Origin of the sequence: Streptomyces sp. NPDC020422 (assembly GCF_044386705.1) — a bacterium.
Taxonomy (GTDB): Bacteria; Actinomycetota; Actinomycetes; order Streptomycetales; family Streptomycetaceae; genus Streptomyces.
In genome coordinates, this window is record NZ_JBIRVJ010000004.1 from 430029 (window position 1) to 449784 (window position 19756).

The 19756-nt window shown below is 71.2% G+C and carries 23 protein-coding genes, 1 tRNA gene and 1 pseudogene; 14 read left to right on the top strand and 11 right to left on the bottom strand.

All coding sequences use genetic code 11. The annotated features are described in order from the left end of the window. Nucleotides 1–66 precede the first annotated feature (66 nt). The gene (locus tag ACH414_RS12765; RefSeq protein ID WP_382539451.1) at nucleotides 67–405 is read right to left on the bottom strand and encodes a MerR family transcriptional regulator; all 339 of its coding nucleotides are present in this window, start codon (nucleotides 403–405) and stop codon (nucleotides 67–69) included. 744 nt (nucleotides 406–1149) lie between these two features. Between ACH414_RS12765 and ACH414_RS12770 the strand changes: the two genes are divergently transcribed. After that, nucleotides 1150–1506 carry a hypothetical protein gene (locus ACH414_RS12770; protein WP_382539454.1) on the top strand — a complete coding sequence of 119 codons (357 nt, stop codon included), beginning with the start codon at nucleotides 1150–1152 and terminating at the stop codon, nucleotides 1504–1506. 180 nt (nucleotides 1507–1686) lie between these two features. On the opposite strand, the gene ACH414_RS12775 is transcribed toward ACH414_RS12770, so the two are convergent. Then, nucleotides 1687–1890, bottom strand: coding sequence for a cold-shock protein (locus tag ACH414_RS12775; RefSeq protein WP_190223980.1), 204 nt, complete (start codon nucleotides 1888–1890; stop codon nucleotides 1687–1689). A gap of 449 nt (nucleotides 1891–2339) precedes the next feature. Between ACH414_RS12775 and ACH414_RS12780 the strand changes: the two genes are divergently transcribed. From ACH414_RS12780 to ACH414_RS12795, 4 genes are all read left to right on the top strand, one after another. Then, entirely contained in the window at nucleotides 2340–2978 is a 639-nt protein-coding gene (locus tag ACH414_RS12780) for a glyoxalase (RefSeq protein ID WP_382539458.1), read from the top strand. An 18-nt stretch (nucleotides 2979–2996) separates the two neighbouring features. Beyond that, on the top strand, nucleotides 2997–3434 hold the full coding sequence (locus ACH414_RS12785; RefSeq protein ID WP_386563401.1) for a DoxX family protein: 438 nt from the start codon (nucleotides 2997–2999) through the stop codon (nucleotides 3432–3434). A gap of 85 nt (nucleotides 3435–3519) precedes the next feature. Further along, the gene (locus tag ACH414_RS12790) at nucleotides 3520–4188 is read left to right on the top strand and encodes a DUF998 domain-containing protein (protein ID WP_398941768.1); all 669 of its coding nucleotides are present in this window, start codon (nucleotides 3520–3522) and stop codon (nucleotides 4186–4188) included. A 362-nt stretch (nucleotides 4189–4550) separates the two neighbouring features. After that, on the top strand, nucleotides 4551–5831 hold the full coding sequence (locus tag ACH414_RS12795) for a M23 family metallopeptidase (protein WP_382539463.1): 1281 nt from the start codon (nucleotides 4551–4553) through the stop codon (nucleotides 5829–5831). Nucleotides 5832–5982: 151 nt separating this feature from the next. Here ACH414_RS12795 and ACH414_RS12800 read toward each other — a convergent pair whose 3' ends face one another. Continuing rightward, nucleotides 5983–6204, bottom strand: coding sequence for a hypothetical protein (locus ACH414_RS12800; protein ID WP_382539466.1), 222 nt, complete (start codon nucleotides 6202–6204; stop codon nucleotides 5983–5985). Nucleotides 6205–6297: 93 nt separating this feature from the next. Continuing rightward, complete coding sequence (locus tag ACH414_RS12805; protein ID WP_382539469.1) at nucleotides 6298–7815, bottom strand: DEAD/DEAH box helicase; 1518 nt, start codon at nucleotides 7813–7815, stop codon at nucleotides 6298–6300. Nucleotides 7816–8852: 1037 nt separating this feature from the next. Between ACH414_RS12805 and ACH414_RS12810 the strand changes: the two genes are divergently transcribed. After that, on the top strand, nucleotides 8853–9275 hold the full coding sequence (locus ACH414_RS12810) for an STAS domain-containing protein (protein ID WP_164986352.1): 423 nt from the start codon (nucleotides 8853–8855) through the stop codon (nucleotides 9273–9275). 458 nt (nucleotides 9276–9733) lie between these two features. On the opposite strand, the gene ACH414_RS12815 is transcribed toward ACH414_RS12810, so the two are convergent. From ACH414_RS12815 to ACH414_RS12835, 5 genes are all read right to left on the bottom strand, one after another. After that, the gene (locus ACH414_RS12815; protein WP_319009453.1) at nucleotides 9734–10006 is read right to left on the bottom strand and encodes a hypothetical protein; all 273 of its coding nucleotides are present in this window, start codon (nucleotides 10004–10006) and stop codon (nucleotides 9734–9736) included. 37 nt (nucleotides 10007–10043) lie between these two features. After that, entirely contained in the window at nucleotides 10044–10310 is a 267-nt protein-coding gene (locus ACH414_RS12820) for a hypothetical protein (RefSeq protein WP_386563415.1), read from the bottom strand. 106 nt (nucleotides 10311–10416) lie between these two features. Continuing rightward, on the bottom strand, nucleotides 10417–10626 hold the full coding sequence (locus ACH414_RS12825) for a hypothetical protein (protein WP_398941771.1): 210 nt from the start codon (nucleotides 10624–10626) through the stop codon (nucleotides 10417–10419). Nucleotides 10627–10630: 4 nt separating this feature from the next. Further along, the gene (locus tag ACH414_RS12830; protein ID WP_386563421.1) at nucleotides 10631–11185 is read right to left on the bottom strand and encodes a DUF5994 family protein; all 555 of its coding nucleotides are present in this window, start codon (nucleotides 11183–11185) and stop codon (nucleotides 10631–10633) included. 217 nt (nucleotides 11186–11402) lie between these two features. Beyond that, complete coding sequence (locus ACH414_RS12835; RefSeq protein WP_398941773.1) at nucleotides 11403–12608, bottom strand: PP2C family protein-serine/threonine phosphatase; 1206 nt, start codon at nucleotides 12606–12608, stop codon at nucleotides 11403–11405. Between the two features lie 648 nt (nucleotides 12609–13256). Here ACH414_RS12835 and ACH414_RS12840 point away from each other — a divergent pair. The 5 genes and pseudogenes from ACH414_RS12840 (at nucleotide 13257) to ACH414_RS12860 (ending at nucleotide 15855) form a co-directional block, all read left to right on the top strand. Next, nucleotides 13257–13766, top strand: a complete 510-nt coding sequence (locus tag ACH414_RS12840; protein ID WP_398941774.1) for a DUF5994 family protein — start codon at nucleotides 13257–13259, stop codon at nucleotides 13764–13766. Beyond that, nucleotides 13763–13957, top strand: a pseudogene (locus ACH414_RS12845) (PRC-barrel domain containing protein); the annotation flags it as partial. The gene ACH414_RS12840 and the pseudogene ACH414_RS12845, both read left to right, overlap by 4 nt. Nucleotides 13958–14282: 325 nt before the next feature. Further along, on the top strand, nucleotides 14283–14789 hold the full coding sequence (locus ACH414_RS12850; protein ID WP_240495382.1) for a hypothetical protein: 507 nt from the start codon (nucleotides 14283–14285) through the stop codon (nucleotides 14787–14789). A 92-nt stretch (nucleotides 14790–14881) separates the two neighbouring features. Then, on the top strand, nucleotides 14882–15181 hold the full coding sequence (locus tag ACH414_RS12855; RefSeq protein WP_240495383.1) for a tail fiber domain-containing protein: 300 nt from the start codon (nucleotides 14882–14884) through the stop codon (nucleotides 15179–15181). Continuing rightward, nucleotides 15178–15855, top strand: a complete 678-nt coding sequence (locus ACH414_RS12860; protein WP_386563428.1) for a 2OG-Fe(II) oxygenase — start codon at nucleotides 15178–15180, stop codon at nucleotides 15853–15855. The genes ACH414_RS12855 and ACH414_RS12860 overlap by 4 nt, the downstream gene beginning before the upstream one ends. A 59-nt stretch (nucleotides 15856–15914) precedes the next feature. On the opposite strand, the gene ACH414_RS12865 is transcribed toward ACH414_RS12860, so the two are convergent. After that, a tRNA-Gly gene (locus ACH414_RS12865) sits at nucleotides 15915–15985 on the bottom strand. A gap of 427 nt (nucleotides 15986–16412) precedes the next feature. Between ACH414_RS12865 and dcd the strand changes: the two genes are divergently transcribed. Together dcd and ACH414_RS12875 are read left to right on the top strand one after the other, a co-directional pair. Beyond that, nucleotides 16413–16988: a dCTP deaminase gene (gene dcd, locus ACH414_RS12870; RefSeq protein WP_046910319.1), complete on the top strand. Its 576-nt coding sequence runs from the start codon at nucleotides 16413–16415 to the stop codon at nucleotides 16986–16988. Between the two features lie 13 nt (nucleotides 16989–17001). Next, on the top strand, nucleotides 17002–17499 hold the full coding sequence (locus ACH414_RS12875) for a phosphoribosyltransferase (protein WP_382539472.1): 498 nt from the start codon (nucleotides 17002–17004) through the stop codon (nucleotides 17497–17499). 74 nt (nucleotides 17500–17573) lie between these two features. Here ACH414_RS12875 and ACH414_RS12880 read toward each other — a convergent pair whose 3' ends face one another. Beyond that, entirely contained in the window at nucleotides 17574–18413 is an 840-nt protein-coding gene (locus ACH414_RS12880) for a Yip1 family protein (protein WP_398941777.1), read from the bottom strand. A 239-nt stretch (nucleotides 18414–18652) separates the two neighbouring features. Between ACH414_RS12880 and ACH414_RS12885 the strand changes: the two genes are divergently transcribed. Further along, complete coding sequence (locus tag ACH414_RS12885) at nucleotides 18653–19678, top strand: hypothetical protein (protein WP_398941779.1); 1026 nt, start codon at nucleotides 18653–18655, stop codon at nucleotides 19676–19678. Nucleotides 19679–19756: the final 78 nt, after the last annotated feature.

Consider the following 19756-nt stretch of genomic DNA (forward strand, 5'->3'; position numbering starts at 1 on the left):
GGCCCGGAGAGCGGCATCGACAGGCTCAGGCCCGGTGACCGGGGCCGGCATCGGTCGCGCCTTGGTTCAGGGCTGCTCGGGGGGCGTGCCGGATTCGGCGGCACGGCGGTACTCGGCGTTGATGCGGCGGGCTTCTTCGAGCTGGTCCTCGAGGATGATGATGCGGCAGGCGGCCTCGATCGGAGTGCCCTGGTCGACGAGTTCGCGGGCGCGGGCGGCGATGCGGAGCTGGTAGCGGGAGTAGCGGCGGTGGCCGCCCTCGGAGCGCAGGGGTGTGATCAGGCGGGCTTCTCCGATGGCGCGGAGGAAGCCCTGGGTGGCGCCGATCATCTCGGCGGCTCTGCCCATGGTGTAGGCGGGGTAATCGTCGTCGTCGAGACGGTCGTACGAGTCATCTGCCGTCATTTGCACCTCTCCGTGAAACGCATAGAGGGGCCCTGGTGCCAGTACTGGCACCAGGGCCCTGAAGGAACTACTACACCACCTGCCGGCCCTGATGAAGCGCCGGCCTTCTGTGTCCGCCCGCCCGGCCTGGTCGCTGCCGGGGGTGCGGGGATCGCGATTGCCTGACCGAAGACCACCTCGCTCACGATGTCCTGCGGTACCCGGACGCGAGACTCCCTGCCCGGGCGATCCTGATGGCGATGCGTTCCTCCGTTCTCCTTGATCCTCGACTTCTCCCGGGTGCGCGCGTCCGCAGCCCGACGCCTTCACCCGGGGTACCGCATCACTGCTCCCGCGGGTGTCGCCTCGGCCTCATGGCCGCGATCCCGCTCGTGGCGGCCCCTGATCACTGCGGGCCGCCCAGTGCGGCCGCCAGTCCCGTCGCCGTCCTGCAACACCCTGGCTTCGAAACTCCGCCGCCGCACTGTCCTGCGCACTGCGACTACCTGTACTGCTGCCGGCAGTTCGTGTCTGCCAGGCCCTCTTGTCTCTCGGCGTTACGTGAAAAAACATAACCCACCCACACGCCGATGTCTATCGTGGCCGCAGTAGATTTTCGGGATCGGGGAGAGGAGACAGTCGGGGCCGGGCAGGAGCGCCCCCGGTCTCCCGGCTGCGGTGGCCCCCTGCGCCGGCGCGCCCGAACGGTCGTCACCCAGGGGGACGACCGGCGGACGGGGCGCGGTGACTCGTAGGATCGCTCGCATGTCGAAGATTGACGAGCTGCTTGTTGACGTTGCCAGGCTGGTCGAGTCCGGGCAGAGCAACCAGATGTCCCTGACCGTCGTCACCGGGGGTGCTGTCATCACGGGCCGGCTGGCTCCCGAGGCGGTGTGGCGGCAGAGGGTCTCGGAGGTCCTGGCGGACTCCGAGCGCCTGGGCGAGTTCTCCGCCGTCTTCGCCGCCGGTGGCGGACACGAGCCGCCCACGCACCTGCACTTCCACATGGCGCGGATCCTGCAGGGCGCGGTGGGAATTCCCGAGACGGGCGGCATGTACCGCGTCTCGATCGCGGACATCAGCGCCTGGACGATCGGCGACGTCACGTACTCCGACCACTGAGGCGAGGCGCGCTAGGGCCCGACCGGCATGCGCCGGCCGGGCCCTCGCGGCTGTCCGGGAATTCAGGCGGAGACGGCGGATGTCAATTCGGTGCCGGAAATCGCCGGAACGGCCCAAAAAAGCTGGGGCCCGCACCCTCGAAAGAGGATGCGGGCCCCAGCCGCGCGGCGCGCGTCAGCGTCAGGCGGGAACGATGTTCTCGGCCGTCGGGCCCTTCTGGCCCTGCGCGATGTCGAAGGAGACCTTCTGGCCCTCCTGGAGCTCGCGGAAGCCCTGGGTGGCGATGTTCGAGTAGTGGGCGAACACGTCGGGGCCGCCACCGTCCTGCTCGATGAAGCCGAAGCCCTTTTCCGCGTTGAACCACTTCACGGTGCCAGCAGCCATGTCACATCTCCTTGGGGCGGTGCAGCGGAGTCCGCACCTTGCGGACGCCGTTTCGTCGCGATGATTCCCTGCCCGGAAAATGAGACCGGAATGCAGAACGCTTCCGTGTGGCACGCGGCCGGCGGGGCGTTCGAATTATCGGGTACCAAAACTGCAACTGATTCGACCGTAGCACGCCGCTGCTTCGTGTGTGCGCTGCGAATTCGACGCCCGCGTGCCGCCGCAAGAAATCCTTTCCGTGCCGCCGGCGAGAATCTCCCTCGGCGAGGGCAAATATTGAATCCGCCCGCCTCGGACCGACAGGCACTGGAGCGGCCCGACTCGGACCGACCGGCCTGACGCGTTCCGACCGGCTCGCCTCGGTCCTTCCGGCGCCGGGCGAAGCCAGCGTCGAGACCGGTCAGGAATCGAGAAGCCCCGGCCGTGGCACGGCCCCTAGCGTGAGGGTCATGGCAACCACCGCTTCCACCGCAGCCGTCACCTCCCTCGCGTCCGTCACCCTCGAGGTGGCCGATCTCCCGTCCGCTCGCCGCTTCTACCGCGCCTTCGGCGTGGACACGTACGTGGGCCTGCGGGCGTCCGAGGCGCCCTCCACCGGATTCCGCGGCTTCACCCTGGCGCTCACGGTGTCCCGTCCGGCCATCGTCGACGGATTCCTCGGCGCCGCCGTGGACGCCGGCGCCACCGTCCTGAAGCCCGCCGCGAAGTCGTTCTGGGGCTACAGCGGCGTCGTCCAGGCCCCGGACGGGACGATCTGGAAGATCGCGACCTCGGAGAAGAAGGACACCGGCCCCGACACCCGCGAGATCGACGAGGTCGTCCTGCTGGTCGGCGTCGAGGACGTGAAGGCCACCAAGGAGTTCTACGTCGGACGGGGCCTGACCGTGGCGAAGAGCTTCGGCGGCAAGTACGCCGAGTTCGCCGCCGGTCAGTCCAGCCCCGTCAAGCTGGCGCTGTACAAGCGCCGAGCCCTCGCCAAGGACCTCGGAGTGCCCGTCGACGGCACGGGTTCGCACCGCATCGTCCTCGGGGGCACCGCCGAGGCCTTCACCGACCCGGACGGGTTCGCCTGGCAGCCCGCCGCTTAGCAGGCAGAAGGGACACCCATGTCGAAGCGACTGATGACCGGTCTGTACTGCTTCCTCGCCCTGGAGTTCGCGCTGGGCGCCGTCACCAAGTACTGGCCGGGCGACACGGTGTTCAGCCCGGCGTACTCCGTGAAGTTCGCCGAGTGGGGATATCCGTCCTGGATGCGCTTCGTGGTCGGAGCCCTGGAAGGCGCGGCCGCCGTCCTGTTGGTGATCCCCGACGGACGAACCCGCTTCCTGGGCGCCACGACGCTGATGTTCGTGCTCACCGGCGCGGCCACCACCCACATCGTCAACCACGATCCGGCCACGGAGAGTTGGGCGGCGCCTGCCCACCTCGTCATCATGGGCGCCCTCGCCCTGGCCAACTGGCCCGCCGACTGGCGGGACCTCCTGCGAGGTCACGCACCCGGGCAGGGGCGAACCGGCCCTGTTCCGCGGCACCCCCTCGTGTGATCCAGTGCACATCGAGGGGAGCGATGACGTGGTGCCTCGCCGTCGGTCATATGAGCGACAACGCCGAACCGAGGAAGGCCCCGTCATGACCGACACGCTCGCCGAGCCCCGCCCCGTCGTCTCCGCCGCGCCCGTGCCGCGATCCGCGGCGCGGTGGGCCGCGACCGGGGGCGTGGTGGCGGGTCCGCTGTTCCTGGCCGTCGGCCTCGTGCAGGGATTCACGCGCGACGGCTTCGACTTCACGCGGAACGCGATCAGCCAGCTGGCTCTCGGCGCGGCGGGCTGGATCCAGACGGCAAGTTTCGTGCTCACCGGTGCGCTGCTGATCGCCGGCGCGGCCGGGCTGCGGCGGGTGCTGCGCGGGGGGCCCGGGGGGACGTGGGGGCCGGTCCTGGTCGGCGTCTTCGGCGCTTCCTTCTGGGTCGCGGCGGCCTTCCCGGCCGACGCCGGAGCGGGCTTTCCCGTCGGGGCGCCGGAGACGCCGGTGATGAGCGGGCACGGCGCCGTCCACATGTTCGGCGGCATGGTCGGCTACCTCGCCCTGTGCGCCGCCTTCTTCGTCCTCGCCCGCCCGCTCGCCGCCCGCGGCCGCCACGGCTGGGCCGTCGCCTCCCGCATCGTGCCCGTGGCCGTCCTCGTCGGCTTCACGGCCTCGGCCGCCTCGGTCCTGGCGTTCACCGCCGGCGCCGGCCTCGGCCTGCTGTGGCTGAGCGCGGCGACGGCCCGCCTGGCCGAAGCTCGGGCCGACCGCTAGACACCCGCCGCTGGATGCCGATCGCTGACGCCGGTCGCCGGTCGCCGGTCGCCCGTCGCCGACGCGGGCCGCTGGACCCTCGCCGCTGGACGGCGCTGGACACCCGCCGCCGGACACCCGCCGCCGGACACCCGTCGCCAGACGCCCGCCACCAGACGCCCGCCGCCAGACCCCCGCCGGTCGGGCAGGCGCCGGCGAACGAGCCCGCGCAACGGGCCGCCCCCGGGCCTCGCTGGGCGATGCGGCTGGACGGGTGCAGTTCGGCCGCGGCTCCGGTGCCCTCGGCCCGCAGGCGGGCGACGCCGGGTTACACATGGGCCTGCGCCTCGGCGCGGGGCGGACCCGACGACTGGAAGAGCACCATGGCAGAGCGCCACCCTCACCACAGCACCGGCCGCCGTCCGCTGCGTCGCGGGCTCGCCGCCGCCGTACTCGCGGCCGGCATGCTGACGGCTTCGACCGCACCCGGATACGGCGCCGCCGCGACCACGCCGACGCCGACGCCCGGCCCCCGGTTCACGCCCCTGACGGCGGCCGTGATGACCGAACCGGCGCCGTTCCGCGCGACGGACGGCAGGACGCACCTCTCGTACGAACTGCTCACCACGAACGCGCTGCCCAGCAGCGCACGGGTGCGCCTCGACCGTGTCGAGGTCCAGGACGCCCGCACGCACAGGGTGGTGGGCTCGCTCAGCGGACAGGAGCTGGCCGACGCCGCCAACCCGGTGGGCGACCCCCTGCCGGGCGCGGACGGGTACACGCCGGCGCCGCCGGGGCGGACGCCGACCGTGATCCCGGGCTCCCAGCAGTGGGTGGTCTGGCTCGACCTGACCCTCGACCACGGCCAGCGGGTGCCCAAGGTCCTCGAACACCACCTCTCGGGCGCCGTCCTCACCACATCCGGCTCCTCCCCGTTCGAGGAGACGGTCCGGATCACCCCGACCGACCGCACCGCTCCGCTGGACCTGGACCCGCCGGTCCGCCCCGGCACCTGGTACTCCAGCGAGTCCTGCTGCGGCAACACCCACCACCGCCGCGGCCTCGCCCCGATCGACGGCGGCTTCTACGTACCGCAGCGCTTCGCGATCGACTGGTACAAGGTCGGCGAGCGGGGACAGACCTGGGAAGGCGACCCCGCGCGGCTCACCAGCTACCTGAGCTACCGGCAGCCGGTCGTGGCGGCGGCAGGCGGCAGGGTGGTGGAGGTCCAGGACGGGATCCCGGACAACACGCCGCCCGTCACACCGCCGGTCCCGCCCATCGAGCAGACCGTCGGCAACCACGTCACCGTGGAGGTCGCGCCCGGCCGCTACCTGCTCTACGCCCACCTGGAGCCCGGATCGCTCAGGGTCCGGGAGGGCGACCACGTCGAACCCGGTCGGATCCTCGGGCGGATCGGCAACAGCGGCAACTCGACCACGCCACACCTGCACTTCCAGGTGATGACCACGCCCGAGTTCTTCCCGACCGACAGCCCGCCGTTCACCTTCCGGGAGTTCCGCGTCGCCGGACGGGTCGAACCCCGCATCTGGGACGACAACCTGGGCCTGCAGCCCACCGGTGTCCTGCCGGTCATCCCCTCCCCGTACGACGGCCCCCACCGCGCGCGCTATCCGCTGGACCGCGAGGTACTGGAGTTCTGACCGCCGGCCCGACGACGAAGGCCCTGGTCTTTCGACCAGGGCCTGCGTCGTTCAGGCGCTCGCCGGACAGCCCGCCGTCACGGGCCGCGGCGGGCGCGGCGGGTCCTAGCGCGTGGCGGGATCCGGTGTGCCGGGGCCGGGAACGGCGGTCCTACAGCTTGCTCATCTTGGCGTACGGACTCAGGATCCGCTCTTGCGTCGAGCCGAAGTCCACGACCGCCGCTGTCCCGTCCTCGATGGCGGTGACCCGGCCGAGGCCGTGCACGTCGTGTGTGACCTGGTCGCCTACGGCGAACGTCTTGGGCGGCCGCGTGACCGGGGCCTTGAAGGGACTGGTGGGCAGAATGCGCTTCGGTGCACTGGGCTTCGTCATTGCTGCCAGTATGCGCCCACGCGCCTCCGCCGCGGGCTGTGTCCCGGGGACGGAGACTCCGGCAGCGGCAGGCGCAGGGCCGTCACGGGGTTCTCAGGCCGCTGCCGCGGCGACGGGCCGACGGGCGCCGGCCCGCCGGGTGGCCGAGGCGGAGCCGCGCCGACCACGGGACGAGGACGTGCGGCGCTTGGGGCGCTCGGGCGCCGGTGCCGTGACGGTGACCGGGATGCCGGAGGGGGCTTGGGCGCCGGTGATCCGGATCAGCTCCGCCTCGCCGGAGTGGACCTGGCTGGTCTCGGGGACGATGCCCGCGGCCTGCAGGAGACGGTTCATGCCCCGGCGCTGCTGGGGCGTGACGAGGGTGACGACGCTGCCGGACGCGCCGGCCCGGGCGGTGCGTCCGCCGCGGTGGAGGTAGTCCTTGTGATCGGTCGGCGGATCCACGTTGACCACGAGATCGAGCTGGTCGACGTGGATTCCGCGGGCCGCGACGTTCGTGGCGACCAGCACGGTGACATGTCCGCTCTTGAACCAGGCCAGGGTGCGGGTGCGCTGCGACTGCGTCTTGCCGCCGTGCAGGGCAGCGGCCCGCACGCCGCTGCGCAGGAGGTCCTCGGTGAGCCGGTCCACGGCGTGCTTGGTGTCCAGGAACATCATCACCCGGCCGTCGCGCGCCGCGATCTCGGTGGTCAGCCGCTGCTTGTCGGCGCCCTGTACGTGCAGGACGTGGTGCTCCATCGTCGTGACCGCGCCCTGGGAGGGGTCGACGGAGTGGACGACGGGGTCGGTGAGGTAGCGGCGGACCAGGAGGTCGACGTTGCGGTCCAGGGTCGCGGAGAACAGCATCCGCTGGCCCTCGGGCCTGACCTGGTTCAGCAGGGCGGTGACCTGGGGCATGAACCCCAGGTCGGCCATCTGGTCGGCCTCGTCCAGGACGGTGATCGCGACCTGGTTGAGCCGGCAGTCGCCGCGGTCGATGAGGTCCTTGAGGCGGCCGGGGGTGGCCACGACGACTTCGACACCGCTGCGCAGCGCGTTCGCCTGCCGGCCGATCGGCATTCCGCCGACGACGGTGGCCAGGCGCAGCCTCACGGCGCGGGCGTAGGGGGTGAGGGCGTCGGTGACCTGCTGGGCGAGTTCCCGGGTGGGGACCAGGACGAGCGCGAGCGGCTGACGGGGCTCGGCGTGCTGTCCGGCTGTGCGAGCGAGCAGGGCCAGGCCGAAGGCGAGCGTCTTGCCGGAGCCGGTCCGGCCGCGGCCGAGGACGTCACGGCCGGCCAGGGAGTTCGGCAGCGTCGCGCCCTGGATGGGGAACGGTACGGACACGCCCTGCGCGGTGAGCGCGGCCAGCAGGGTCTTCGGCATGTCGAGATCGGCGAAGGCGTCGACGGCGGGCAGCGCCGGAGTGATCGTCTTCGGCAGGGCGAACTCGCCCTGCACCGGGGCGGGCCGCCGGCCCTGCCCTGCCGAGCGGCGGGGAGCACCCGAACGGTTCGGGGCGGACGAGGCACCGAAGCGACCGCCCCGGGCCGAACCGGAGGGGGAGCCGAAGGCGGGAGCGCCGTTGCGGCGGGTGCGGGAAGAACGGCCGTTGCTACGTGTGGGGTTCATTCAGAACCTTCCTTGATACGGCACGCATCAAGGAGATCCGCAGCGTAGGAGCAGCATGAGGAATCACAGGTACGGGCCGAATGGAATGCGAGAAGCGAAAGCGAAAATGACGCACGGAAAACGCGTGGCGTCATGGGCGAAAAGGAATTGCGGGCGGAAGCTGGTCCGGGGAATCGAGCGGTACGGCTCAGAAGAGGGGGCACCGGCGCCGGTGTCGTACGGTCGCCGTGTCGCCGCGATGATGCCCTGCCGGAGAATGCCGGAATTGCAAAGTGCTTCCGAGTGGCGCGTGGTCGACGGGAGCGCTCGAAGTCTTGTCGGGTACCAAAACCGCAACTGCGACAGACACTAGCACGTCTCCGTGTCCTCCGGTTGTCGCATATTTCTCCCGGGTGGCCGCCGGTGAAAACCCTCTATGCGAGGGCGGATGAAATCTCAGGCCGCGGACGCAGCTATTCGTGCAATCCGAATGCGGTGTTTCGAAAGAGGGCCGGCCGGGACGCGGGGTCGTCAGGGCGCCGACCTGACTCGGACGGGGAGCCGCCCCGTCGGACGGGGAGCCGCCGCCGCGGAGGGCCGAGTGCCAGGGGCGTCCGGGCAACGACGAAGGCCCAGGTCTCTGACCTGGGCCTTCGTTCAAGAGCGGATGACGGGAATCGAACCCGCGCTATAAGCTTGGGAATCACCGTCGCCTTGGCCGCCCACATGGCCTCTGACCTGCGGGCAAGCATCTTCGCAGGGTGTTCCGAGGGGTTCCGCCCGCACCCCTGGTGACCGCTGTTCACCGCCGTGAAGGGCACGGATGGGGCACGCGACGGGTCTCCAGCAGGGTGCCCGGGGAGACGCTCCCCCTCGCAGCCGCTCCCACTCGGGGCGCGGTCGCGGCGATTCCGGAGGACAGCGGTCGCATCATGGGCGTCCGCCTGCCTCGTTCGGGTGGAATCTTTCCCCCTTGTCGGGGATCAGTGCTGGTCACATGGGGTGAAAGGGTCGCGTGGCTCGTTCCCCGTCCCCGGGCGGGAGGCGTTGATGGGGACGTGAGTACTTCAAGCGCCGCACCGATACTGTCCGCCGCTCTCGCCACCCCCGCTCGTCCCGTCGTGCACGACTCGGGCGCGGACACCGCGCCCGGCGTCATAGTCGTCGACTCCTGCACCACCCTCGGCACCACCCTGGTCGTCCGCCTCGCCGGAGAGATCGACCACTTCAGCGCCGCCCCGCTGCGGGCACTGCTGGCCTCGGCGGCCGACGACGGCTGCACCGGGCTCGTCCTGGACGCCTCCCGGGTCACCTTCTGCGACTCCGGTTTCCTGGCCGTCCTCGACTTGTGGCCCCAGCAGGGACGCCGTCTCAGACTCGCGAACCCCTCCCGGGCCGTTCAGCACCTTCTGAACGCCGTTGCACCAACACGACGGCAGCGGGCCCATGCAGGCTCCCTGACGGCGGCAGGCCGGTCATGACGTTCCTGCTCCTGACCTGCGTTCCGATGCTCGCAGCGGTTCTCCTCGCACACGGGGAACCGCGCGAACCAGGGCACCGCCGTCCCGCCCCGCCTCCGCGACCCGCACCTCGCAGGACTCTGATCCACTGCCGCCTGGCGCCCCCGCTCCTCTGCGTCATGCAGTAGACGACGGAAGGGGTCGGGGCCCGCGACAGCGCGCGGGCCCCGACGGCGGATCTCCGGGCCGACGCTGACTGGCGTCGCGAGGGACGACGGGCGCCGACGCACCTGCCGGTGCCACGTCCGAGACGCCGGGTGCGCGGGCCTGGCGGCGGTCGTCACAACGGCCCCGGCGCATTCACTCCGTCGGGGCCGCCCTTCCGGATCGTCACACGTGAGCGTGCTCGATCCGTGTTCAATCGTACGACTTCTCGGCCGGGCGGGCCGGGCGAGAGCGGGACGTCGGGGTGGTCCGGCTCAGCCGCGCTCTTGTTCTTCGGCCTCCATGCGGAGGATTCCCTGGTGGGTGAGGGAGACCATCGCGGGTGTGTTGCCCGGTTCCCAGTCGACGCTGATCAGGCCCTCGCCGGTGAGGTAGGTGCAGGCGGCGGCCAGGTCTTCCTCCGGGATGCGCAGGTCGTTGCGCAGCTTCCGTCCCGTGATGCCGAGGAGGCGGTTGCCTTCGGTGGCTTCGTAGAGGGCGGTCAGGACCCGCTCGCGGTACCCCTGTCGTTCGCGGAGTGTGGCCATGACCGAGTCCTTTCGTCGTGTGAGGGTCCGATTCCGCTCAGACTTCGTCGACGTGGGTGCCGGTGAGAGGGGACGATCTGCTGGTGGTGAGCCAGGAGCGGGCGGGCTCTGCGGCGGTTTCGGTGTCGACGGTGAGGTGGAGCCGGGTGCCGCCGTCGAGGACGGGGTAGCTGCGCTGTTCCGTCCCGGCGAACGAGCGGCGGATCACCTCGGCGACCGTGCGGGCGGCTTCGGGGGTGGCGGCGACGATGCGGATCTCGGCCTGTCCGGCCGAGGGCAGGGCCGCGGTGTCGGTGCGGTACAAGGGGCGTGGTCCCTTCACGGGTGAGCGAGAGGCCGGCGGGTGGGTTGTCCCGGGTGTCGGGTGCCCCGCCCGCGGCCTTCGGTCGGAGGAGTGGTCTCTGGAGCGGTCAGGGCCAGGTGCCCGTGGCCCTGCGGCGGGCGGCTTGCTCTGTCGGCGTGTGGGGGTTGTGACCGGGCGGTCGGAAGATGGCCGGGAAGGGGTCGCTGTAGTGGCGGGCGGCGATGCGTGCGTCGTGTTGGGCGTTGAGCCGGTGGACAAGGCGCGCGCCGAGCGTGATCAGCACGGCGACTGCCGCGAGTGCGATCAGGGTCTCCATGTCGTCACCACCGCGTGTTCTTCGGCAGCGGAATCATCCGCGCGCCGACGACCGGGTGCCGGAGGGGTGGCAGGGCGGCTCCTCCGTCCGTCTCCCAGGCGTCCTCGCTGCTGCGTGCGTCGCGCATGCGGCGGCCGGTCGCGGCTTCGTCGGACATCAGGACACCGGCGGTGAGGACGCTGCCGGGGACGGCGGCGGCCGCCATGAGCCGGGTGGCCGCGGCGGGTTCGGTCTCGGGCGGTATCACCAGCAGGTCGACGCGGCCGACGGTGTAGGAGAGCAGGATCATCTTGTCGGGATCCTGTTCGGTGAACCAGCCGACGTGCACGGTGTGCCCGGCGACGGCGACCTTGTGCGGGACGACGGGCCAGCGGGTGGGGTTCACCGTGACCCGTGTGATGCGTCCGAAGCGCTCTTCCAGCGCGTCGACCAGGGGCGGAAGCTCAGCGGCGAGGTCACGCGAGCGAGGCCACCAGGCGCCGTCCAGGAGACCGGCGAGTGTGGTCTTCGGCGTCAGCGAAAGGCGCGCCGAATGCGAGGGTGCGAGGGTGGCGGTCATGATCGCGGACCCGTCTCCGGGCCGCCCTGCAGGGCGGCCCAGTGTCTTGATCGCCGGAAACGACGTCCGCGTGGGAGCGGGTGTTCGAGTTACTCCCGGTACCTTCAGCCTACTCCGCGCCGGGGGCGGACGAGTGGTGTCCGTCCGGCCGACTTCCCGGGCCGGGAGCATCCGCCCGGTCGGCGTCGGTGACCTCACCCCGCGGCACGTCCCTCCGTCACCCGCGCCACTCGACCAGGAGGAGCGTGGCGTCATCCGAAGTGGCCTCGCCACGTGCCCGCTTGAGGGTGTGGGACAGGTCCCGCGCCACCGCGTGCACCTCCCGGTCCGCCCTGTCCAGCTGGTTCACCCAGTTGATCAGCTGGTCCTCGCCGAACTCCTCCTGCCCGCTCTCGTGTTCCTCGACCAGGCCGTCGGTGAAGCAGAGGATCCGGTCCCCGGGTTCGAGCGTCACTTCGCTGACTTGCGGCTGGTCTCCGCCGAAGCCGACGGGGAGGGTGGTGGGGCTGTTCAGGCGGCGTACGACGCGGTGGTCGCGGATCAGCATGGGGGCGGGGTGTCCGGCGTTGACCCACTGGAGGCGGCCGGTGCCGGTGTCGAGCCGCAGCATCTGGGCGGTGACGAAGTGGTCGGGGGCGAACTGCTCGGCGACGGCCCGGTCCATGAAGAGGTAGATCTCGGAGAGTTCGACGCTGGTGCGGCGGGCGTGCCGGTAGGCCCCGATGGTGACGGTCGCCATGGTCGCCGCGTCCAGGCCGTGGCCCATGGCGTCGATCATGGCGAGGTGGAGGACGTCGCCGTTCAGGGCGTAGTCGAAGCTGTCTCCGGCCACGTCGTAGGCGGGTTCCAGGACTCCGGCGACGGCGACGCGGGGCATCGTCATGGCCAGGGGCGGCAGGAGCGACCACTGGATCTCGGCGGCGACGCTCATCGGTTCGCCGCGGCGGGTGCGGAAGAAGAGGTCGGTGTAGCCGTTCTTGGTCCGGATGATGTCGGAGCCCAGGGCCGCGAGCCTGCGCAGGAGGCGGCGGGCGTCGTCGTCGACCGCGTCCAGCGTGACGGCCAGGACGCCGGCCTGGTCGCCGCCGTCGAGCAGCGGGACGTGGACCCGCACCCCTTCGGCCACCGGTACCTCGACCGGACGCGAGGTGAGGAAGCAGCGACCGGCCGCCGAACCGTCGATGGGCACGGGATCGCCGTCCTCCAGTCCGTCCCCGGCCAGGGGGACCAGATTCCGCTGGCCGTAGTCCTGGAGCAGGATCCGCACCTCGCGGCCCCCGATCCGGGCGATCGCGTCGGCGAGAGCCGGCCCCACCCGGTCGGGCGGCAGCGCGTGGGCGTGGTCCAGGAGCCCGCCCAGTAGCATCTCCCCGAAGCTCTCCGAGCGGTCGGGATCCCCGTCCTCGTACCGTCCGACGGTCATCCGGGGCCTCCAGGCGAGCGGCGGGGCGACACTGTGGACCGGTGCCGACGGGCCGATCCTGCGGCATCGCGGTGCGGCTTCCAGGATGCTTCGCGGTGGCCGGGGCCGCCACGCGCGTCCGCCGACTCCGGCTGCCCGGTCAGGGTCCCTCGGCGTGGGGCCCGGTGCCCCGCTGGGGACGGCCGGTGGTCAGTCAGGCCCGGCCCGGCGGTGCGGGTGGTGTCGACGGTGGGACGCAGGCGGGTGCCCTTGCCCGGGGCGGGTCAGCCGCACCGCTGACCGTCGGCGAGACGGTGGCGCAGGGTGTCGGCCACTCTGCGGGCGGCGTCCGTGGAGGCGGAGACGATCCTGACTTCGGCGTCCCCGGCGGCGACGGGGCTCCGGCGTCCGGCTCGTTGCGGTCCAGGACGGCACCGTCCTTCCCCCGGGGCCTGCCCGGGCGACCGAAGTGAGGCGGGTACGCCCCCATACGTCCACGGTACGTCCGGAGCCCGGGAGCCGATCGGTTCCCCGACGGAGAGCTGCGCGTCCGCGCGTCCTCCCGGAGTACGGTGAAAGTGCGGGGTCGTCGCCCCGCCCGCCGGCCCGGCGTCCGCCGTGGCACCGACCCGGGCGGAAGCGGCACCACCCGTGGACGGGCGGACCACCATGACCGACGCGAACGTTTCCCCCCACCACGTCCCGGCGCCCCAGCGCCTCCTGCCGGACGAGATCCACCGGTCGGTCGGGCCGGGCACCGCGCTGCTCCGGATGGAGACGACGGGGTCCCGGCAGAGCCTTCTGGACGGCGCGTGGTGGCCGCGCTCGCGTGACGTCGAGCGGGAGCTCCCGTCGCTGCTCACCGCCCTGACCGAGCACCTCGGGCCCGTCACCCGGGTCGGCCTGGACGCCTCCGCCTGGAACGGCATCCCGACCCGCCTGGTGGTCGACGGCCGGGTCGTGCACCTCGACTCCTTCCCCGTCGGCGACGACACCGTCCTGATCACCCGCGGCGACAACGACCACTTCTCCCTGATGGTCGTCCCGCCGGACACACCACCGGAGGCCGCCCGCGCGGCCATGGCCCGCGCGGTCCACGCCGACAACATCACGCAGGCCACCGAGCTCCTCGGTGCCACGCTTCCCCCGCCGGCGACCGAGCGGGGAGGAGCGGCATGATCCGGGCAGCGGACATCCGCGAGCGACGCAACCAGGACGTGGTGGACCCCGGCGACCACGGGATCGGCGAACTGGAATCCGTCTACGTCGACACCAGCACCGACGAACCGGCCATGGCCACGGTCCGCGCCGGCCTCCCCACCCGGCAACGCCCGGTGTCCGTCCTCCTTGAGGGAGCGACGGCGGGGCCGGTGCGTGCGGGACGCCCGCGGCGGGAGACCACGGGGCACGTCGGTTCAGGACCGGTGCTCAGGGCGGCCCCCCGTCGGCCGGTATGAATCGTCCGCGTTCGTCACGGCGCCGTCGGCGATTCATCAGATGGTGCGTACTCGTGTTCATCGGGCACCCACGCCGGACAGGTGTGGCTACGGTCGTTCGCGTCGTCCCACGGGGGCGGCATCGGTCGAGTGCCGCATGCGCCAGGACCGTCCCGGCCTTCCACGCCGGTGCGGAGCGCGCCCGAGCGGCTCCCAGGGAGTGGACATGGGTTCTGTCGGTCGTAGGACCGTCGCGGTGATGGCAGCCGCTCTTGCGTCGATGGGGGCGGGAAGCGGTGTCGCCGCGACCGCGACCCCCTCGTCGCCCGCGCCGTGCAGCGGCGCGGAATGCCCCAGCCTCAAGCCGGTCAGGCTCACGACCAGCCAGGCCACCTTGAACGTCACCCAGATGCAACTGGAGAACATCCACGCGATGGCTTCCGACGCCATCACCGGGGAGCCCGTCCGGGGAGCGAAGATCGTGTTCGCCACCGTCGGCGGCCGGACGCTGGGGGCCGCCTTCACCGACTACGACGGTGTGGCCTCGATCACCGCCCCGGAGAACCTGGGTCCCGGAACCCTTCAGGAGCTGCTCGGCGGCTACGAAGCCGCGCTCGTCGGCGACGGCGTGCACGCTCCCGTCGGGGCCCACGGGGCGATCACCGTCGGCACCGACCAGGGGCCCGGGGTGCCGGGCTCCCCGTGTTCGCTCTGCAGTGACCGTGGGCTCAAGCAGGACGTGGTCCCGGTCGACTGGAGCCGGTGACGATGCGGATCCGGATCCTCAGCAGGCGGCCCCGGGCGGCCGGCGACGCTTCTCCGGACCCTTCCGCGGCAGGTCCACGGGACAGCATCGTCGTGTCCCCGGTCGGCGCGGTCAACGGCTTCGCCGTCCTGGACGCCGTGGCCGCGCTGCCGGTCGGCACCTGGCGCTACCTCTGGGAGCCCGAGGGCGTCCGTCACCTCGGGCCGATGGCCCAGGACTGGCACGCCGCTTTCGGTTTCAACCCGGACGACACCAGGATCCCCGTCGTCGACGGCCTCGGCGTGTCCTTGGTCTGCATCCAGGCGCTCCAGCGCCACGTGGAGGACCTCAGGGCCGAAGTCGCTGTGCTGCGCGAGGCCGTGGCGGGCACTCCGTCCGGGGCGGGGCGATGACGACGCAGGGTCTGTCGCCGGTGTCCACGGATGCGATCTGGCGGCTCCCGGTGACGGTCTGCCGCATCACCGGGTTCCTGGGCGAGAGGACGGCCGGCCTCCTGCTGGAGCGTGCCATCGCCTCCACCGGCGACCGGCTCAAGCCTTCCCTGGTCCGGGACCGGGAGCTGGCCCCTGACCTGCGCAGATCCCGCTCTTGCTCCGATTTTCAGGCACCCGAGCTACTGGCGGCCATCGACGACGTACGAGAGGCAGTCGAGCACGTTCTGGGAGTCGACTGCCGCCGCACCGAGCCCAGTTACGGTCTCAACGTGCACAACGACGGTGACTTCTACGGGCCGCACCAGGACACCAGCGTCGCGTACTCCCCCCGCCGTCTGCTCACTTTCGTGTACTACCTGCACCGCACGCCCCGGCCGTTCGGGGGCGGCGAGCTGCGCGTCTTCGACGCCGCCCTGCCGCTGCACACCGAGACCACCGGGGAGTGGGAGGAACGTACCTGGCGGGACTGGGAGCCCGAGCACGACAGCATCGTCTTCTTCCTGCCCACCGCCTGGCACGAGGTACGCCCGGTCGTATGCCCCGGAAAGCAGCACGAGGACAGCCGCTTCGCCGTCAACGGCTGGCTGTGCGCCCCCGACCCGACGCACCGCGGGGGCGACGAGTGCCGGTGAGCAGCGGCCCCGAGAACAACGACGAAGCCCCAGGTCGCTGACCTGGGGCTTCGTTCAAGAGCGGATGACGGGAATCGAACCCGCGCTATAAGCTTGGGAAGCTCATGTTCTACCATTAAACTACATCCGCAGTGACGCCCCGAAGATCGGTGCGGCATCGTTGCACACTGTACCCCATGGGCCACTTGAGGCGAAGTTCCCTTCTCCGAAGCGCCCGCCGAGCCTGCTCGGAGCGGGCGGAGTGCCGCCTGGAGTGGTGTCCCGTTGATCCCCTAATGTGGCTGTCTCGTCCACCACTTGTCGGGGAAGGGACTTGATGGGTTCGATGGAGCGCACCGTCGTCCGTTGTGCCGAGGGGCACGTTTTCAGCACCGCTTCGTTTCCGCTGCAGCATCTCGATGCCGCGCGGATCGGGCCCGGGCGGCTCGTGAGGTGTCCACGGTGTGCGCGGCTGCGGCACGCGGTGCCCGTGGAGATCGGGCAGCGCTGACGATGTCCGCAGGGTGCGGGGTCTTCCCGATTGGGGCAGCTCCGCACCCTCTGCGTATCGTGGGAGCGTGCTTCTCTCAGACAAGGACATCCGGGCCGAGATCGACGCCGGACGGGTGCGCATCGACCCGTACGACGAATCCATGGTGCAGCCCTCGAGCATCGACGTGCGGCTTGACCGCTTCTTCCGGGTGTTCGAGAACCACCGCCACCCCCACATCGACCCCGCCATCGAGCAGCTGGACCTGACGCGCGAGGTCGAGCCGGAGGGGGACGAGGCGTTCATCCTGCACCCGGGCGAGTTCGTGCTCGCCTCGACCTACGAGGTCATCACCCTGCCGGACGACATCGCCTCCCGGCTGGAAGGGAAGAGCTCCCTGGGACGGCTCGGGCTCGTCACGCACTCCACCGCCGGGTTCATCGATCCCGGTTTCTCGGGGCACGTGACCCTGGAGCTGTCGAACCTGGCGACCCTGCCGATCAAGCTCTGGCCGGGAATGAAGATCGGGCAGCTGTGCATGTTCCGGCTGAGCTCGCCCGCCGAGTTCCCGTACGGCAGCGAGCGGTACGGATCGCGGTACCAGGGGCAGCGGGGGCCGACGGCCTCCCGTTCCTACATGAACTTCCATCGGACCCAGGTGTGAGGCGGTAGCCGGCATGAGTGCAGTACGCGAGAACCTGACGTACGAGGGCTTCGGCACCGCCGTCCGTGAGCTGGCCCAGACGATCGCCGACGACGGCTACGAGCCCGACATCGTGCTCTCCATCGCCCGCGGCGGCGTCTTCGTCGCCGGCGGCCTGGCCTACGCGCTGGACTGCAAGAACATCCACCTGGTGAACGTGGAGTTCTACACCGGCGTCGGGACCACCCTGGAGATGCCGGTCATGCTGGCCCCCGTGCCGGACGCGATCGACTTCTCGGACAAGAAGGTCCTGATCACGGACGACGTCGCCGACACCGGCAAGACGCTCAAGCTCGTCCACGACTTCTGCGTCGACCACGTCGCCGAGGTCCGTTCGGCCGTCATCTACGAGAAGTCGCACTCCCTCGTGAAGTGCGAGTACGTGTGGAAGAAGACCGACGACTGGATCAACTTCCCCTGGTCGGTCGAGCCGCCCGTCGTGAAGCGCGAGGGCCAGGTCCTCGACGCCTGAGCCCGGGAGCGGTACGAGAGGGCCCCCGCCGGATCCGTCCGGCGGGGGCCCTCTCGCGTGCGGTGCGGGACCTGCTAGACCGTGCCCAGCTTGATCAGGCTCAGCAGCGCCACCAACTGGATCGCCGAGGCGCCCAGGGCCTTGGGCCACGGGAGGTCGTGGGAGCGGCTCACCATGAGCGTGAACAGGGCGCCGGCCGCCAGCCAGGTCAGCCAGCCGATGACCTGGACCAGGCCGTTCTCGCCGCCCAGGAAGAGGGCGAAGACCAGGCGCGGGGCGTCGGTGATCGACATGATCAGCATCGACAGGCCCACGGTCGGCTGCCAGGCGCCGTCGCCGCCGAGCTGGCGGGCCAGGGTGTGGGTGACCGCGCCCAGGATCAGTCCGCCGATGACGAAGCCGACGCCGGTCATCAGCACGGCCGGGACGGCCGTCGACAGCGGGGCGTTGATCGCCTCCTCGCGCGGCTCGTCGAAGCCGAAGATCGCCAGCAGTCCGTAGAGGAACGTGACGATCAGCGCCGGGCCCCACACGGCGTGGTCCCGCATCTGCAGGAAGGTGTCCGCCGGGCGCGTCACGATGCCGCTCAGCAGGGCCTTCCACGGCAGCCTCGGGCCCGTCAGGACGGGGGCCGCCCCCGCCTGGTACGTCGCGCCCGCGCCGTACGGGTCGTCGTGGACGCTGAAGACCTGGGTGTGGCCCGGGTTGTTCGCCGCCGTGTACTGCTGCTGGTGGTGCTGCGGGTGCGGGTCGCCGAAGTACTCGGGCTCGCCGTACGCCTGGCCGCCCTGCTGCTGCGGGTACGGCGGTGGTGCCGCGTTGTACCCGTAGGGCGCCTGCTGCGGGCGTTGCGGTTGTTGCGGTTGCTGCGGGGGGCCACCGGCCCGGCCGCGTCCGTTCCTGAATCCAGCCACGTCAGAGAACGTACCCGCTCCCGCGGCGCGCTCGCGCCCCCGCGGCGGAGTGCGGCAGAGCTGTGACATCCCCTAGGGGCGCGCAGAGGGGCGCACCTAGGGGTTCGGGGGCGCCGGCGGGGGGTTACACGGGCGCCGGGCGACCTTGTGACCGCTGTTACAGATCCTATGGAAGCCGAACATATCGGGCCCCTACCTTGGATTTGTCGCCGAACAAGCCAGGCAAAAGGAACTTTCCCATGCGAATCGCCCGTCGGACCCTCCGTACCGCAGCCATCGCCACCGGCACCATCGCCGCCCTCTCGCTTCCCGCGGCCGCCGCCTTCGCCGACAGCCCCGCGCCGACCGAGCAGGGGCAGAGCCAGAACCAGACCCCGGACCAGGGGCAGACGCAGGACCAGGGGCAGGACCAGGGTCAGACGCAGGACCAGGGGCAGGATCACGGGCAGACGCAGGTCGACCCTCCCGTCGAGCGGGCCTTCGTCCAGTCGTACCGGCTCGCCGACGGCTCGGTCGCCAAGGTCTACAAGACCGGCACCGACCAGTACGAGGCCGAGATCTGGGCCGGGGGCAGCCTCCTCGACACCCTGACCACCACCGGGCAGCCCGCCTACGGCCAGAACAACGGCCTGCACATCGTCCTCGACCCCGACGGCTCGGTCCGCTCCTGGATGGACAGGGTGCCCACCCCGGACCCGAAGCCGACCCCGAAGCCCACCCCCAAGCCCACCCCCAAGCCCACCCCGAAGCCCAAGCCCGCCCCCCAGCAGGCGCACGCCAAGATCACCATGCCCGACGGGCGCATCGCCAAGATCTACAAGGGCAAGAACGGGCCGCGCGTCGAGTTCTTCATGCCGAACGGCAACCACCTCGGCAAGATCGACCTGAGGAACCTCTCCGTCGTCAACGACGGCTGGACCTACAAGCTCGTCCCGCAGGGCAGGGGCGCCTACCGCTTCGTCGTCATCGACACCCCGAAGCAGGGCGGCAACAGCTGGGTCTACGACCTCGACGGAAAGCTGGTGAAGAAGTACGTCGCCCAGAAGGCCCACCAGGGCAAGGACACCCACCGGCAGAAGGAGACCAGCACGGTCGTCGTCCCGCGCGGCACCGTCCCCCAGGGTGCCGTGAAGGCCGGGGCCGAGAACGTCGCCGAGGGCACCCACCAGGCCGCCCTCATCGGCGCCGGCGGCGGCATGGCCGCCCTCGGGGCCGCCGGGCTCGGCTTCGCCCTCTACCACCGCCGCACCCAGCGGGAGGGGTGACCGGGCGGAAGCACGAGAAGAGGGCCGCCCCGCAGTGTGCACTGCGGGGCGGCCCTCTCGTACGCGTACCTGCCGGGT

Excerpts from the sequence above, each read along its gene's own strand:
- ACH414_RS12785 (WP_386563401.1), top strand. The coding sequence starts at position 2,997 with ATGTCGAAGCGACTGATGACCGGTCTGTACTGCTTCCTCGCCCTGGAG.
- ACH414_RS12875 (WP_382539472.1), top strand. The coding sequence starts at position 17,002 with ATGAGTGCAGTACGCGAGAACCTGACGTACGAGGGCTTCGGCACCGCC.
- ACH414_RS12790 (WP_398941768.1), top strand. The coding sequence starts at position 3,520 with ATGACCGACACGCTCGCCGAGCCCCGCCCCGTCGTCTCCGCCGCGCCC.
- ACH414_RS12860 (WP_386563428.1), top strand. The coding sequence starts at position 15,178 with ATGACGACGCAGGGTCTGTCGCCGGTGTCCACGGATGCGATCTGGCGG.
- ACH414_RS12775 (WP_190223980.1), bottom strand. The coding sequence starts at position 1,890 with ATGGCTGCTGGCACCGTGAAGTGGTTCAACGCGGAAAAGGGCTTCGGC.
- ACH414_RS12885 (WP_398941779.1), top strand. The coding sequence starts at position 18,653 with ATGCGAATCGCCCGTCGGACCCTCCGTACCGCAGCCATCGCCACCGGC.
- ACH414_RS12835 (WP_398941773.1), bottom strand. The coding sequence starts at position 12,608 with ATGACCGTCGGACGGTACGAGGACGGGGATCCCGACCGCTCGGAGAGC.
- ACH414_RS12780 (WP_382539458.1), top strand. The coding sequence starts at position 2,340 with ATGGCAACCACCGCTTCCACCGCAGCCGTCACCTCCCTCGCGTCCGTC.
- ACH414_RS12850 (WP_240495382.1), top strand. The coding sequence starts at position 14,283 with ATGGCAGCCGCTCTTGCGTCGATGGGGGCGGGAAGCGGTGTCGCCGCG.
- ACH414_RS12765 (WP_382539451.1), bottom strand. The coding sequence starts at position 405 with ATGACGGCAGATGACTCGTACGACCGTCTCGACGACGACGATTACCCC.
- ACH414_RS12830 (WP_386563421.1), bottom strand. The coding sequence starts at position 11,185 with ATGACCGCCACCCTCGCACCCTCGCATTCGGCGCGCCTTTCGCTGACG.
- ACH414_RS12815 (WP_319009453.1), bottom strand. The coding sequence starts at position 10,006 with ATGGCCACACTCCGCGAACGACAGGGGTACCGCGAGCGGGTCCTGACC.
- ACH414_RS12795 (WP_382539463.1), top strand. The coding sequence starts at position 4,551 with ATGGCAGAGCGCCACCCTCACCACAGCACCGGCCGCCGTCCGCTGCGT.
- ACH414_RS12840 (WP_398941774.1), top strand. The coding sequence starts at position 13,257 with ATGACCGACGCGAACGTTTCCCCCCACCACGTCCCGGCGCCCCAGCGC.
- ACH414_RS12800 (WP_382539466.1), bottom strand. The coding sequence starts at position 6,204 with ATGACGAAGCCCAGTGCACCGAAGCGCATTCTGCCCACCAGTCCCTTC.
- ACH414_RS12770 (WP_382539454.1), top strand. The coding sequence starts at position 1,150 with ATGTCGAAGATTGACGAGCTGCTTGTTGACGTTGCCAGGCTGGTCGAG.
- ACH414_RS12825 (WP_398941771.1), bottom strand. The coding sequence starts at position 10,626 with ATGGAGACCCTGATCGCACTCGCGGCAGTCGCCGTGCTGATCACGCTC.
- ACH414_RS12805 (WP_382539469.1), bottom strand. The coding sequence starts at position 7,815 with ATGAACCCCACACGTAGCAACGGCCGTTCTTCCCGCACCCGCCGCAAC.